Below are 15,399 nucleotides of genomic sequence, written 5' to 3' on the forward strand. Positions count from 1 at the left end.
TTTTATAATGTTAGTTGGAATCCCATGGTGAGCTTTCGCATAGGAGGTAAAAACCCCGTGAGTTGTTCTGGGTCGCCACTGTTGAATTTTGTAAATAGAAGTAGGTTTTCTCCCTGTAAGTATATTTTACAATTGAGGCTTCCTTCCCTGCGTTGTGGCAGGCTATAGGTCAAGGAAGCATTGCGAAGGCGGACAAAGGAGGCATCTGTTATAGATGCATTACTGAACATATATCTTGAATGGGCAATTAGGGCATCAAAATTGTAGCCCGCGGTAAATAATTGGGTCTCAGATTGATCCCCTTCGTTTTGCCATTGATCCGTAACAAAGTCGGGTTGGTTTGCCATTTCCCCAGGCGATGCACTTCCCAATACATAGTTATAACCGTCACGCTTGGTAAATTGAAAGAGGAAGTTGAGTTCCAGATTTTTATAGGAAATACGATTATTTATACCGCCGTACCATTTGGGTGCGGTATCCGCAATGTACTGCCTATCCTCAGGGGCACTAATTTCACCATCCCCATTATAATCCTCAAATTGATAGACTCCCGTTTCGGGATCAACACCCGTAACATGGTACAGTTTTTTGATATTCAAGGACTGTCCCACAACATATTGGTTGGCATAAGTGGAATTTTCCAAATTCGGAAATGCAATAAGCTTGTTTTTTGGTACGGATAGATTGATACCAGTGTCCCAATTCCAGTCCTTGGTTTTAACAGTGTGGGTATTAAGGCTAAATTCAAGACCGCTATTTTCTACCACAGCCCCTAAGTTTGCTTGTATTGATGGAAAACCGGTAGTGCCGGGTAGGGGGAGACCCACCAATTGGTTGGAGGATCGGTTATTGTAATATTCAAAAACAAGATTTATCCGATCCCTAAAAAAGTCAAGGTCAAGCCCCCCACTAAACTTTTTGTTTGTTTCCCATCCAAAATCTGGATTAAAGATCCGTGTTGGTTGAAGGCCGCTCACATCATCATAAAGCGTTCCTGTGGAACTATAGGTTTCCAAATATTGGTAGTTACCTATTTGGTCGTTCCCCGTTATGCCATAGCTGGCGCGAAGTTTTCCTAAACTTAAAAATGAAGCCTTATTTTTGATAAACGCCTCTTCTGAAAATAGCCAAGCAGCTCCAACGGCCCCAAAGTTGGCAAACCGTTTCCCGTCGCCGAAGCGGCTAGAACCATCCCTTCGCCCCGTAAGGTTTATGATGTATTTATTGGCCAGGGTGTAATTTATGCGTCCAAAAAAAGCTTGGTATTTATATTCCGTCAGTGCATCCCGGTTGACGCTAAGTGTATTGGCCGCGGCCAAATTATAAATAAGGCTATTGTTTGCAAAGCCTCTCGCGAAATGCGATAGCACATCATCGGTCTGTTTTTTATAGCTAGCGCCCACTAGCACATCCAATTTCGACTTTTCAAGGGTTTTATTCCACTTTATCTGGGGTTCAACCAACCAAGATTCCTTTTGTGCCCTATTGGTGTAAATGGAGGAGTAGCTACTGCTTAAGCCATACGATGGATCGTACTTGGTATTTGGGCTGGTTCGCGACTCATCTAGCCCAGTTGTGGTATAACCCATATTCGTTAGTAAAGTAAGCTCGGGAAACACCCTATAGGATAGACGTGCGTTGGTAATGAGATTCTTTCTATCGGTTAGGTATTTTCCCTCCAATTCAGCCAGCGGATTGGCGAAAGTGCCGTTCTCAAAATTCAGGTTACCTTCTGAATCGTACAGTTGGGGGGCATTGGGCGCTAAAAACCTCGTTAGCTGGGTAAGGTCAAGGCCCGGAAGGTCGTTTTGCTCCACCGCATAATTTGCTGAAAAGTAGAGCTGAAATTTGTCGTCGGTGCTTGTATGGTCTAGATTGGCGTGTACCGAAAGTCTTTTATAATTAAAATCCTTTGGAAATACCGTGGTTTCTTTGTGATAACCACCACTTAAAAGAAAACGGGTGTTCCCATTTCCTCCCGAAACAGTTGCCTGTGCATTTGTTAAGTAGGCAGTTCCACCTATGAGTTCTTTTTGCCAATCGGTATATCGGTTGGGGTCCCAGGTGCCGTTTACGTCATAGGCATCTTCGGGATATTCGTTAAAACCGTCATTGGCAAAAGCTTCCCTTCGCATTTTTAAGTACTGGTCCGTTTTCATATAATTTATAGTATTAGCCACCTGTGCCATGCCTGTATACGTACTTAAACTGAAGGCCGTCTTACCATCTTTTCCTTTTTTGGTAGTTATCAGTATCACTCCATTGGCGCCACGTGAACCGTAGATTGCGGTAGCATCGGCATCTTTTAATACTTCAATACTTGCAATGTCCTGCGGATTTAAAAGGCTTAAGGGACTTATATTACCGCCAGGAATTGTAGTGGCACCTACAGTAGAGAAACCCATAGTTTGGGAATCGTAGGGAATTCCATCAATGATGTAAAGGGGATCATTTCCTGCAGCAATGCTGTTTTGCCCCCTAATACGTACCTCGTAACCCCCGCTTGCAAGTCCGGTGGTCTGCACAATATTCACCCCTGCCATTCTGCCCTGCATAGCGGCAAGAGGATTGGAGACAGGCTGGTTCTCAATTTCGGCAGCGGTAATGCGAGCGATACTTCCTGTTTTCTCCCTATCGGAAACTTTGTAGTAGCCGGCATTGATAACCACAGCATCCAAAGCCTGCGCATCCACCTCCATAACAACATTAAAAACAATGTCTCCATCACTACCACTGCGACTGCGACTGAAACTGAGACTGCGACTGCCACTGAGACTGCCAACTGAAACCTCCTGCGTTTTATAGCCCACATAGGTAAACACCAACGTATCATTTGCGGAGGCGCTAACGGAGTACCGCCCTTCCAGATCGCTAATGCTCCCCCGGGCGCTGTTCTTTACCAAGACGTTAACGCCACTAAGAGGGTCCGCGCCTGAGGTAATAATGCCACTGATTGTTTTTTGTGGCTGGTTCTGTGAAAAAGTAGGGGAGTTGTAGGTTAGGAAAAGGGCAAAAGATAGTGCATAGGCATAGCTTCGCCTGTAATTATTTTTCATAATTTTGCATCAGTTAAGTGTTACACATTATTTTAACTACTGGCCTGCTCCAACGGTCGTCGAAAACTGGGAGCGGGTCATTTTTTTGGTAGTGAGATGTGAGAAGTGAGACGGATTACATCCCCATAGCCCCCTTCGAAGGGGGGACTGGTTGATCACTTCAATTCATCATTCACCATTCAAAATCTCGCAAATCCGCAAACTCACAAATTCACAAACTCACAAATTCACAAACTCACAAATTCACCATTCACGAAAAAACGCTTTAAAAGAAAGTTGAGAAGAAAAAACCGACCAAGCCCCAAACAAAAAGGACGCAGGTCTCAACTTATGCCATTGGGGTACTGGTATACCTTGCAACAATAAGTGAGAAGCCCACGTCCCGGGTCGTGAGCATCCATGCTTATCATCTCGTTGCAAAAATTACCAGTTTTCAATGGCGAGATTCAAAGCGAATGCTTCTAATGTTTTGCTTTTAGAAGAGTCGCAAATATATGTTATTAAGACAAATATAATAAAATATTTTAATCATTCGCTTTAGCGAACAGATATTTTTTGATAATTCAGTTGATTTGGGAGGCATTACTAATGTAATAGGTGTAAGATGGGTGAGATACAAAAAGGCGAGTTTAATACCAATAACGCTTTAGTTAATAAATTTCTGTGTGCTTTTATTTATGATAAATTCATAAAGAACCCAAAAAATTCTGATGGTGCCGTAATCAGTCAGAACCAATATGCTATACTTTGTGGATTATCTTCTTCCACTCTTACCAAATTAAAACTACCGGAAGGTTATGATATACCTATCTCCACTATTTATTCTATATGTAGGCACGAAAAATATTCTTTACAAAAATTTTTTAAAGAATTTGAAAAAAAATATGGAGTTAATATTCCTCAGTAGTAACTGATAGGATAATTTATTATTTCTAAGGAGCTGTGTTATAGGACGGGACGGTTTAAGCTTAAGTAACTGGCATTCTGGAAACGCATTATACATTTACACCCAAATCCCCATTATTGTTTCTAATTCATTATATTCTAAGTCATTTGAAAAGGTTTTCTCTAAAAGTGCTTCATGATTCTCTAGCATATAAAAAATTAAAAAAATTTCTGGTTGTGTTAGCAACGGTATAAGATGATATCGTATTTCATTTTCCTCGAAAATTCTTTTGATTTTTTCATCATTTATTTTAATAAATTCTTCAATTTTTTCAAAAATATACTCTTTTTTATTTTCTGGAAAATCTGCTAATAATTTTTCAAAATTATAAATCGATGTTGCTCTATCAAAATCAACCTTTGCATATTTATAAACTTTTCCTTCCAACAATCTAATGAACTTATAAATAAGATTATTTAGAGAATCTTTTAGAAGTTGATTCACACTAGAAAATTCGTCATCAGCTATTTCATAAAGGGAAAGTAATCTATATACGCGTCTTTGCAAAGGTTGGGGTATTTTTACTTCACTTTTATAAGTAAGTATATGAGCCGAACTAGACCAAGCATGCTGATTAATTGACCTCACTTGTATTTCAAATATGAAATCTTTAATAGATTCATAAAAATCAAGGTGTAACTTTTTAGGATTAATTTTTATATCATAGTGATTGCTAGTGTAGTCTAATTTATCAAAAGCTAAGCTATCCTTCTTATATTCAGCTTTTATAATTAAATATTGTTCTTTCAGAAATTTATCCACAATCTCTAAATCCGAACTAAAAGAACATATTACTCTTACACCTAATTTATCTTTTAAATCATCATAGGTATAGCTCGATTCTTTTTCTTTTTTCTTACGTTCAATTTTTTTTACAATGCTTAAAAGTTCTTTCGTTCTATAACTTATTTCTGGTAATATTTCATATTTTGGTAGTCCATGTTTGAGATGAATTGATACTAATTTTCCGAGATCTTCATAAAGCGGCTGGTCTTTCAGCCATTTTTGTTTAATATCCTCGGTCGCCATATTTACTCGATTTTTCTAATTTCAGAAATAACGGTTGCCTGATGGTCACCATTCGGCAATTCTTTTAATTCTACATTCTCTTTGAACTTACCTTTGTTACCAAAAATCATAATCCCATTTTTAAAAACAATCATGAATTTTTCAATTTTTTGCTTTATTAGAGAGAGGTCTTTGTTGAAGGTTGCAAATAGAAAACGTTTTGTTTTTAAAAAAGACTTATATTCATCTTGTATAAATGGAGTAGTTAAATATAAATCTGAGAACTCTTTGGGGCTGAGTTGATTTTTATTAGTTTGTAAGTAAGAATTTAAATCCTGAACATTTTTGGCTTGCTCAATTTTATCTTGAACCACTGTTTCAATAAATGTTCGTGTTAGGTTATAAAACCTTTGTGTTGTCACTTTAGGGTCTTCATATGGCTTACAGCCAAGAAAATCATCTATAAAGAAAGAAGTTAGTTCTTTTTTCTGTTTTATATTTATTTGGTAATCCATTAAGCTACCATCGTAGTCACAACCAAATTTGCTTCTGTCAAATAACAACGAGATTTTAAATAATTTCGTTTTTGCTGTTAGCATTAGATTTTTAACTTCTGAAATATCAAATGAATTTGTTTTCGGATTTAATGTCAATTGGGCGCCACCGTCTCGCTCAAGTTTCATTATTACACATGCAACCCTATCCGATAACTCACATTTTAATATGAAAAGTATTCCGGATGCATTATACCCTTTTTGAATATTATATAAATGTTGTCCGATTTCGATAGAATTATTTACAAATGTCTGATCAGAATATAAGATTTCGTTAACATGATTATTTACGGGAGATAGGGTAGAGGGATCATAACAAATCTTAAATGCCCTGTCTCTTCCAAGTGCTTTTATAATACTGTCTTTAAAGAATAATTTAAGTTCATCTGTCAATGAGCTTTCTTGTTGACTGAATATTGGCGCTAATGAAAAATCATTTTTTTTATGTTTAGGAATATCATGAACAATAGCCTTGGTGATTTTCAATGTGGTTAAATCATACACTTTCTTCATAAGTAATATGGATTGAATGTTTTATTCGAATATTTGATTCCCTTTAATTATAGAACAAACACGTACGAACATAAAAATAGGTGGGGAGAATGATAAAGATATAAAAAAATGATTCTTCAAGAAATCTTTTTTATTTTCAATTGGATATTGGAATAAACCAAAAGGCAATATTTTTAAGGTTCCTACAAGAAATCCGTCATTTATACCCCCACAAATTCTGCTGCTTTCACTGCTACAGCTTTTTCAAGCGTTACGCTTAATCGTAAACAAATATTCTTCAGGGCGGCCATCGCCTGGTCAGAGGATTTGCTTTGATGTACTAATGTTGTATTGGGAAGGTGGTAAATGGGTTCTCCTGTATAATTCCAAACGGTCCTATAACCAAGATTGATCATTGCATTTTTTACATCGGTATGATATCTATTAATATCATATGAAATTATTACATCTCCTACTGTAGTACCCATAATTAAAGTTTTTAAGATTATGGATAAAGGTATTGAAGGTGGTTTTTGTATTGTTACGGGATTTCGTAATGGGAGGAAATTAATTTTTACAGAAAATTTAAAAGGTATGATGTTCTAAAAATAAGATAGTTAGAGTATTTATTTTCAAAATTTAGTATATTTGGTATTCTCCCCGGTATAAAACCCATCCTTATGATTGATCATAAAGGGTGGGTTTGAGTTTGTTTTATATTTGAAATAAATAAAAAGTAGGTTATTTCCTGAAACTAGTACTTAGCTGCCCGATATGAGATTATAAAGGAAATAAAGTAGCTGATATAAACAAGTTGGCAGCAAAAAAATAAACATGCATCCTTCAACCAAAATAGAATCCTGGAAGGACGATAATATTCGTTTTATTGGCTTTATGGACATAATGGGCTTCAAAGACTTGGTGACTCGAAAAAGCCATGAGGAAGTAAAATATATGCTAAATACCTTGGTAAGCTTAAATAAAAGTCTTGAGTCTGTATTTGGTAAGCCAAACGTCAAAACGGCAGATAGAGAAAAAATAGAATCAAGGATTCGATCTGTTACATTTTCGGATTCTATAATGTTTTTCAGCCAGGATGATTCATTAGAAGACTTTCTGCAAATTTCTTATGCTCTAAGTATCTTTCAGGAAGCATCATTGCAAAGCGGAGCTCCAACAAAAGGAGCAATTTCATTAGGAATGTTAACTGCAGACTTTAAAAATTCAGTTTTTTTCGGACAGCCATTGATAGATGCTTATTTACTACAAGACCAACTAAAATATTATGGAATTGTAGCAGACAACAAGGTAGAAGAATACATAATCGACAAAAATAGAAAGCTAGAACCCGGTGAACCTAGGGTTGATAGAGCTTTTGTAAGACTAAAAACCCCATTCAAAAGTGGTAGTATATTGCATTATAATATTCATTTAGATAGTGTGTCTGGTGAACAACTTGAAAATCTTTATAAAAGTGTCTCAGGTGAATCTCGCAAATACGTTGACAATACAATAGAAATGTTTAATCTAATGAATAAAAAATAATATGGCAGGAAAATATGATGCATATTTAGTGTGTGAAAATGGACACGCAATTAATGATTCATACTATCGGAATCCAGAATTTAATAAAGCATTTTGTACTTCTTGTGGTGAAAAAACTAGGAAAGACTGTCCTAATTGCGGAGAAGATATTCAAGGAGATATTCATTACGAAGGAATTGTTGATTTGTCTGGCGCAATAACACCCGTACCTGAAATATGTAAATATTGCGGAAAGGATTTTCCCTGGAGGTCAAAGAAAAATAACATCTCTGCGAATATCAAAAAAACTGATCGAGATGATGTTCTGCTAATTGATACAATTTTTGATAAATTTCATTTAGTAGCAAAACAAATTAGACAAAGATATAGTGATAGAGATACACTAGATATTAAAGATGAATATGATGTTCAAGATTTACTTCATTCTTTACTAAGAATTTTTTTTGAGGATATTAGACCAGAAGAATGGAATCCGAGTTATGCGGGTTCATCAACTAGGTCCGATTTTTTATTGAAAAATGAGAACATAGTTATTGAGGTAAAGAAAACAAGAGCAAATTTGAAAGCTAAACAAATAGGAGAGCAATTAATTATTGATATTGCAAAATATAAATCTCATCCCAATTGTCAATTACTCTATTGTTTTGTTTACGACCCAGAAGGCTATATTAGTAATCCAAACGGAATTGAAAACGATTTGAATGACGAAAAAGGTAAAATGAAAATTAAGGTTAAAATTGTGCCAAAAGGACATTAAAATCTGCTGCTAACATCATATATAAGCTATGGCTTGGTCTGTCCTCACTTGGAAAATCGTGCGGATTTTCTAAAGCCAGTTTTTATCAGGAAAGGTCTGTGACGAGACACGCCACAGCTCATATACACAAACATTAGGCACAAGCTGAAAACAAAAACCAAATATGGAAGAATTATTAAGACAAATTGAAGAAAGAAGGACAAGTTTTAAAACTGATAGCTATTCTATGTCCATTGGAGAACTTGTTAACTTATACGAAAATAACGAGATTGTTATACGACCTGAATATCAAAGATTATTTCGATGGTCACACGGACAAAAGGTAAAACTCATAGAATCTATAATTCTCGGAATTCCTATTCCGTCAATATTCGTATATCAAGATGATACTGGAATTTGGGAACTCGTAGATGGGCTTCAAAGAGTATCAACTATTCTTCAATTGTTTGGAATATTGAGAGGTACGGAACCTCTCGTGTTGGAAGGGACAAAACATATTCCAAGTTTGGAGGGTTTTAAGTGGGACAATGACAATAAGGACAAAGAATTGCCTCAAGGTTTAAAACTTGCAATAAAAAGAGCCAAAATTCATTTAACTATAATTTTGAGTGAATCAGATAAACGTGCAAAATTTGAAGTTTTTCAAAGATTAAACACTGGTGGTTCAAACGCATCAAATCAGGAGGTAAGAAACAATGTGATGCTTATGATAAATCCTGACAGGTATAATTGGTTTAATGGATTAGCATCAAATCCAGATTTCCTTGAAACGCTATCTCTATCAGATAGACTTTATGAAGAACAATATCATATGGAGCTTTTATTAAGGTTTATTGCTCTTGCACATTATAACTACAATCATAAGAAAGATGTAGGAGATTATTTAGACGATATCAATGAAGATATTCTAAATAGTGTGGTTTTTGATTTCGATGCAGTAAAAGAAAATTTTGAATTAACCTTTGCGACATTAAATCGAATTCTTGGAGAAAAATCCTTTAAAAAATATAATGGGAATGACTTTAAAGGGAAATTTTTAGAATCTGCATTTGAAGCAGTTTCTATTGGGCTTTCAGCAAATATCTCAACATATAATTTACCATTGGAAGACCCGATTATTTTAGATAAAATTCAGCTGTTGTACGAAGAAGACACATATATTCAAACTTCTGGCTCTGGCTCAAATGCAAAAAGCAGAATACCAAAATTAGTTCCTTTTGCAAAACAATACTTTGAAAAATAATGGCAAGAAAGGCCTACACATATGACCAATTAACTAATCTAATAAGTGAAGATTATGCTTGGAGAAGGAAGGAATTGAAATTAATCAACGACCAAGTTTCTGATAAACCAAGTCCTATACAAAGCGCTGCTTTGAGATTTTCTGTTCCAATACTTTATGCCCACTGGGAAGGATTTGTTAAAAAATCAACTGAAATTTATTTAGAATATGTCGCTAAAAAATATTTAAAGCATAATGAGTTAAAACCACAATTTATAGCACTATCCTTATCCAAAAAACTGGGTAATTTAGAGATTAAAAACCTTGAAGAAAAAGCCAAAACAGTCGAATTTTTAATTAATGAACTCGACAAGAATTCTAACATATTGACAACAAATGTTATCCAAACTAAATCAAATTTAAAATATCATATTTTCAAAGAAATTCTTTTTATAATTGGTATTAATGAGTCTAAATTTTCCGGATATGAAAGTTTAATTAATGATTTAGTAGACGCCAGAAATAATATAGCACACGGAGATTTTTTAAGAGTAGATTTTAATACTTATCAGATAATGTTTACAGAAATACAAGAAGTGATGGCTTCGTTAAAAACTGAAATTGAAAACTCTGCCTTGTCAGAAGAATATAAACTGAAAAAAGCCAGTGCCTAACACCGGTAACCGTTGCACAACCCCATAATTTTTAAAAACCAAACCAATATAAGTTGCTTTGAGCGGCTTTGTTTTTTGGGTATCTTCTAAAAATGAAATAGATAGTGATTCTATTTAACAAAAAACTTTATATTTGGTATTCTCCCCGGTTAAAATGCAAGCTGTTACGGTTTTCCGTAATGGGTGGGTTATTGATTGCTTTATATTTGAACCTATAACAATGAAAAATTTAATAACTTGTGTTTAGTCAAGTCTATTATTGATATAAACTAAGTAAAGTTTTAACTATAATTCAGTTGTGGTCCATCCGAAAAACTAAATACATGAAATTAAAATCACTCACAATTAAGAATTTCAGAGCCTACCAATCAGAAACTAAAATCGGATTTGACCAATTGACTACCATCATTGGGAAAAACGATATAGGTAAATCAACAATACTTGAAGCTTTAGAAATATTCTTTAATAATCAGACGGTAAAAATTGATTCTTCAGATGCCAACATTCACTCCACAACAAAAACTGTGGAAATAACTTGTGAGTTTACTGATTTTCCCCCGAAAATATCCATTGATACATCTTCACCAACAAACCTGAAAGATGAATATCTACTCTCAATAGAAGAGACTCTTGTAATTAAGAAAAGTTTTGATTGTGCCAAGAAAACACCAAGTATCGAAATTTTTATTATTGCCAACCATCCGACAGAAAAGGAAGTATCAAACCTCTTAGAGTTAAAAGAAAAAGAACTTCAAACAATCATCAAATCCAAATCTCTTGATTCTAGGCTGAAAGGAAATCCTACAATGAGAAAGGCAATTTGGGATTCTGTTGGAGACTTAAAACTTCAAACCATTGAAATACCAGTTTCCAAACCTAAAGAAGACGCTAAAAGGATTTGGGAACAAATTGATGGATACCTTCCAATCTTCGCTTTGTTTCAAAGTGACAGAAGCAGCAGCGATTCTGACAATGAAGTGCAAGACCCAATGAAAGCTGCCATTGCAACTGCAATATCAGAAGTTCAAAAAGAGATAAATGACATTCAGCAAAAAGTAAAAGAAAAAGCAGAAGAAATTGCTGCAAATACTCATAAAGCACTCAAAGAGATTGATGAAAATTTAGCAAATAAATTAGACCCTAAATTTAATCCACCCACACCAGCAAAATGGAATGGACTTTTTTCAATTCAATTAGATACAGATGATGGAATCCCATTAAATAAAAGGGGAAGTGGTGTTAGGCGAATGATTCTTGTAAGTTTTTTCAAAGCAGAAGCCGAGAGACGTTTAAAATCTTCTTCAAAACAAAATATCATCTATGCAATCGAAGAACCAGAAACAGCTCAACATCCAAATAATCAGAAAGTATTAATAGAATCATTTAAATCTTTGGCAAATGAAAGTGATTGTCAAATAATTCTAACAACACACAGTCCCGGATTAGCATCAGAACTTCCTATTGAAAGTTTGAGATTTATTTTTCATGATGATTCAAATAATTTGAAAATAGAACTTGGCGAAGGTGTATTTCCCAAAATAGCCAAGACCTTAGGTTTGACCCCTGATAGTAGAGTGAAAGTTTTATTTTGTGTTGAAGGACCTACTGATGTTTCCGCATTATGTTCTTTGAGTAAAGCAATGAAATATAAATATCAAGAATTACCTGACTTGACAAATGATGAAAGAGTGGCTTTTGTCCTAATGGGTGGTTCCACGCTAAAACATTGGGTTAATCATAACTATTTGAAAGAATTGGGTAAACCTGAATTTCATTTATATGATAATGACGTCAATACATATCAAATGTCAATTGACCAAGTAAATAATCGAGAAGATAATTCTTGCGGATATTTGACCAAAAAACTTGAGATTGAAAGTTACTTACATAAGGATGCAATAATTGCAGGATTTGATATTGATATAGAAATACCCGACCAATTGGATGATGATGGAAAGGCTACACCGAGAATTTTTGCAGAAGCATACTCACAAAAAGTTGGATTCCAAAACCCAATAAAAGATACTAACGCTAAAAAATTCTTAGCTGAAAGAGCATTTCCAAATATGACGGCAGAAATGATTGAAGCACGTGACCCAAATGGAGAAGTTAAAGGTTGGTTTGAAAAAATAAATGAACTACTAAATTAAAAATCACTGTAAACCAAATGAATGACGACTACAAAGATGAGTTTTTATTAAGGCTCAAAAAAAGTGAACTGTATAAAGCTCTTAAAGAAAATTGTTCAGATAAAGATACTGATGTAATTTCATTAGTTGAAGATTGTACCTCGTATGCATACCAAAGAACAAAGACAGTTGTTAGACATATGGGTGAATTTACCCTTCATGATGGTGACCATTTATTTAGAGTTTTAAATTTAATGGAGAGGTTATTAACCAAAGAATCTATTGATAAACTTACCAGTCCTGAACTATTACTTTTAATAGTAAGTGCATTTTTTCATGATATAGGAATGGCACCTGATGAAGAGGAGGTTTTAACTTGGAAAAAAGTTTGGGATGTGCACCCTGAAATTGAAAAAGAAGATCAAAGGATTCTTGAGGATTTTAAAAGATTTTATACTTCTAGACCGGAGGATGAAAAAAGATTAATTGAGTTGATTAAAAAAGGTCAAAATACCCAAGCAGATACAGTTAAATCATATTTAATAACGGAATATATTCGCCAAACCCATGCAGATAGAGCAAGAGATATAATTGAAAAAGATTGGTCTGAAAAAATAAAATTTCGAGATACTGATTTAACTGTAGAATTAGCACAGATATGCTATAGTCATAATGAAGATGCTCTTTCCTTACTCGAGTTGGATAAAAATTTGCTTTGTGGTTCAGGCATATATGCTTGCTTACCGTTGGTTGGAGTTATATTGAGACTTGCTGATATTCTTGATTTCGATGGTAAACGAACTCCTTCTGTTTTATTTTCACATCTATATGTTAGAAATCCAATTTCAGTAAAGGAATGGAATAAACATAGAGCAGTTGAAGCTTGGGAAATTAATCCTGAATTAATTCAATTTAGCGCAAAATGTTCACATCCTGTTATTGAAGCTTCTATTCATGAGTTTTGCACAATGATTGACCACGAACTCAGTCTTTCAAATAATATTATTTCAACTTTGAATGATTTTCATCTAGCTAAAGATCGGGAATTAAATATAAAATTACCCCTTAAAGTAAATAGAGAGAAAATTAGAACAAAAACAGATATTAAGAATAAACCTATATACATATATAAAGACACAAAATTTAATTTAAGTAAAACTCAAGTGATTGAGTTACTAATGGGAACAAAGCTATATGGAAATCCTGAAGTTGCCTTGCGTGAACTCCTTCAAAATTCAATAGATGCTTGTTTACTTCGTAAAGCCCAAGAAATGAAATGGGGTAATTTATACGAGCCTAAAATTTATGTAAAATATTATGAAGATAATGGCGAAGATATATTAGAAGTAATTGACAATGGAACAGGAATGGATGAATATATTATTGATAATTATTATTCTAAAATAGGATCATCATTCTATAAATCAAAAGACTTTTATAATCTTAAAGCAGAATCGAATGCAGAATTTTCTCCCACTTCTAGATTTGGAATTGGTATACTTTCAACATTTATGATTTCAGATGAGCTAATTGTTGATACAAAACGAATATATGGTTCGCATAAATCAAGCAATCCAATAAACATGACTGTCGAGGGACAAGAAAGTATTTTTTGGATAAAAGATGGAAAAAGAGAAACGCCAGGTACTTCTACTCGACTTATTCTAAGAAAAAAGCATAACCCATGGGAAAGAATGTCAGAGGATGAATTTATTAAAAATGTAGAAAACGTTATTCCAAACCCTCCATTTGAAATTAATATACAAACAAATTCTCAAAAAAAAATAAGAAATGAAGACAGTTTCAAAGAATTAACTTCATATTCATTAAAGGATTTTACTTGGCATGAAAATGAGAATATAAAATTTATTGAAATAGAAATTGATAAAGTTGATATTGGCATAATCGGTTCAGCTACAGTTGCGATTTTAGAGAGTCACGATAAACCTGTTAAGAATATAGAATTGAACTCGAGAGACGTTGAAGTTGAAGGAGAAACTTACACATTAGAAAGAGAATTAAAAATTGATGTAAATTCTATTAAGGAATCTTCAAAGTCTATAACGATAAGTGATAGTGGTACTATTAGAACAGATGACTCTACAAGTATTTTAGCAAAATCAAAATCTAAGCTTTCATTACACGGTATAGAAATATCTTCCAGTTTATTTCCTGAATCATGGCAAATGAAGAATAATCAAGTAAAAATTAACTGGCCATTTCCATTAATATTAGTGGTAGATATATGCGGAGAAAGAGATTTAGACTTAAATTCACCAAGAACAGAAATAATAATAAGTGAAAAATGGACAGAATTTGAGGAGGAATTAGCTAAAATCATTTGTAATGGAATTAAAAACGCAGTTTCCGAAGATTATTGGAATGAATTATTAGAAATTTTTGAAAGTTTATCATTTAGTGAGAATTTCAAAAGAGCTCTTAGTAGCTTATAATACAGCACGAAATCAGAACAAAGGTAACCGTGCACAACTAAATAATTTTTAAAAATTGGACATATATAAGCCGCTTTGAGCGGCTTTGTCTTTTGGTAGCTTCTAAAAATGAAATAGATAGCGGTTCTATTAAGCAAAAAACTTTATATTTGATATTCTCCCCGATATTAAACCCACTCTTATGGTTTTCCGTAATGGGTGGGTTTGAGTTTGTTTTATATTTGGAAACCATACAGATAAAATTTTTTAATAACTTGGGCAAAGCCAAACAAAATGTAGGGATAAACTCAATAAAGTTGAGAGTGTGGGTGGTTGCCACACATTTGAACAAAAAACGATGAAAGAACTAAAAAACGAACTGAATAAAATATTACAACAACATAAAGAAAAATATCAATCTCTTTATAACGATGGTGGAAATTTCCAAGCACAAGCAGAAAACGGAAATAATTTTAGCCCGATAATGAAAAGTCTAACCGATAAATTGATTTCTAAAGCGAATGAATTTAGACATAAATGAAACTGAAAATAAAACCGCCATTGAAAATTATATTAAGGAATTA

The 15,399-nt window shown here is 34.0% G+C and carries 12 protein-coding genes; 8 read left to right on the forward strand and 4 right to left on the reverse strand.

Going from position 1 to position 15,399, the window contains the following annotated elements:
• Nucleotides 1-2: 2 nt before the first annotated feature.
• Nucleotides 3-3,056 (reverse strand): SusC/RagA family TonB-linked outer membrane protein, encoded by a 3,054-nt coding sequence (locus tag A7A78_RS06460; protein ID WP_068761633.1) that lies wholly within the window; start codon nucleotides 3,054-3,056, stop codon nucleotides 3-5.
• A gap of 604 nt (nucleotides 3,057-3,660) precedes the next feature.
• On the opposite strand from A7A78_RS06460, the gene A7A78_RS06465 reads away from it, so the two are divergent.
• Complete coding sequence (locus A7A78_RS06465; RefSeq protein WP_068761634.1) at nucleotides 3,661-3,963, forward strand: hypothetical protein; 303 nt, start codon at nucleotides 3,661-3,663, stop codon at nucleotides 3,961-3,963.
• 96 nt (nucleotides 3,964-4,059) lie between these two features.
• Here the strand turns inward: A7A78_RS06465 and A7A78_RS06470 are convergent, their stop codons facing one another.
• From A7A78_RS06470 to A7A78_RS06480, 3 genes are all read right to left on the reverse strand, one after another.
• Complete coding sequence (locus A7A78_RS06470) at nucleotides 4,060-5,031, reverse strand: hypothetical protein (RefSeq protein ID WP_068761635.1); 972 nt, start codon at nucleotides 5,029-5,031, stop codon at nucleotides 4,060-4,062.
• A 2-nt stretch (nucleotides 5,032-5,033) separates the two neighbouring features.
• Nucleotides 5,034-6,077 (reverse strand): nucleoid-associated protein, encoded by a 1,044-nt coding sequence (locus tag A7A78_RS06475; protein WP_068761636.1) that lies wholly within the window; start codon nucleotides 6,075-6,077, stop codon nucleotides 5,034-5,036.
• A gap of 200 nt (nucleotides 6,078-6,277) precedes the next feature.
• Complete coding sequence (locus A7A78_RS06480) at nucleotides 6,278-6,544, reverse strand: hypothetical protein (protein WP_068761637.1); 267 nt, start codon at nucleotides 6,542-6,544, stop codon at nucleotides 6,278-6,280.
• A gap of 346 nt (nucleotides 6,545-6,890) precedes the next feature.
• Between A7A78_RS06480 and A7A78_RS06485 the strand changes: the two genes are divergently transcribed.
• From A7A78_RS06485 to A7A78_RS06520, 7 genes are all read left to right on the forward strand, one after another.
• Nucleotides 6,891-7,601, forward strand: coding sequence for a hypothetical protein (locus tag A7A78_RS06485; RefSeq protein ID WP_068761638.1), 711 nt, complete (start codon nucleotides 6,891-6,893; stop codon nucleotides 7,599-7,601).
• Between the two features lies 1 nt (nucleotide 7,602).
• The gene (locus tag A7A78_RS14865) at nucleotides 7,603-8,358 is read left to right on the forward strand and encodes a DUF2321 domain-containing protein (RefSeq protein ID WP_094746055.1); all 756 of its coding nucleotides are present in this window, start codon (nucleotides 7,603-7,605) and stop codon (nucleotides 8,356-8,358) included.
• Between the two features lie 163 nt (nucleotides 8,359-8,521).
• Nucleotides 8,522-9,601 (forward strand): DUF262 domain-containing protein, encoded by a 1,080-nt coding sequence (locus tag A7A78_RS06495; protein ID WP_068761639.1) that lies wholly within the window; start codon nucleotides 8,522-8,524, stop codon nucleotides 9,599-9,601.
• Entirely contained in the window at nucleotides 9,601-10,254 is a 654-nt protein-coding gene (locus A7A78_RS06500; RefSeq protein WP_068761640.1) for an MAE_28990/MAE_18760 family HEPN-like nuclease, read from the forward strand. The genes A7A78_RS06495 and A7A78_RS06500 overlap by 1 nt, the downstream gene beginning before the upstream one ends.
• A gap of 323 nt (nucleotides 10,255-10,577) precedes the next feature.
• Complete coding sequence (locus A7A78_RS06505) at nucleotides 10,578-12,404, forward strand: ATP-binding protein (protein ID WP_068761641.1); 1,827 nt, start codon at nucleotides 10,578-10,580, stop codon at nucleotides 12,402-12,404.
• Nucleotides 12,405-12,421: 17 nt separating this feature from the next.
• On the forward strand, nucleotides 12,422-14,836 hold the full coding sequence (locus A7A78_RS06510) for an HD domain-containing protein (protein WP_068761642.1): 2,415 nt from the start codon (nucleotides 12,422-12,424) through the stop codon (nucleotides 14,834-14,836).
• Between the two features lie 337 nt (nucleotides 14,837-15,173).
• Nucleotides 15,174-15,356, forward strand: coding sequence for a hypothetical protein (locus A7A78_RS06520; RefSeq protein WP_068761644.1), 183 nt, complete (start codon nucleotides 15,174-15,176; stop codon nucleotides 15,354-15,356).
• Nucleotides 15,357-15,399 lie beyond the last annotated feature (43 nt).

The organism is Aequorivita soesokkakensis (assembly GCF_001641085.1).
In the GTDB taxonomy this organism is placed as follows: domain Bacteria; phylum Bacteroidota; class Bacteroidia; order Flavobacteriales; family Flavobacteriaceae; genus Aequorivita; species Aequorivita soesokkakensis.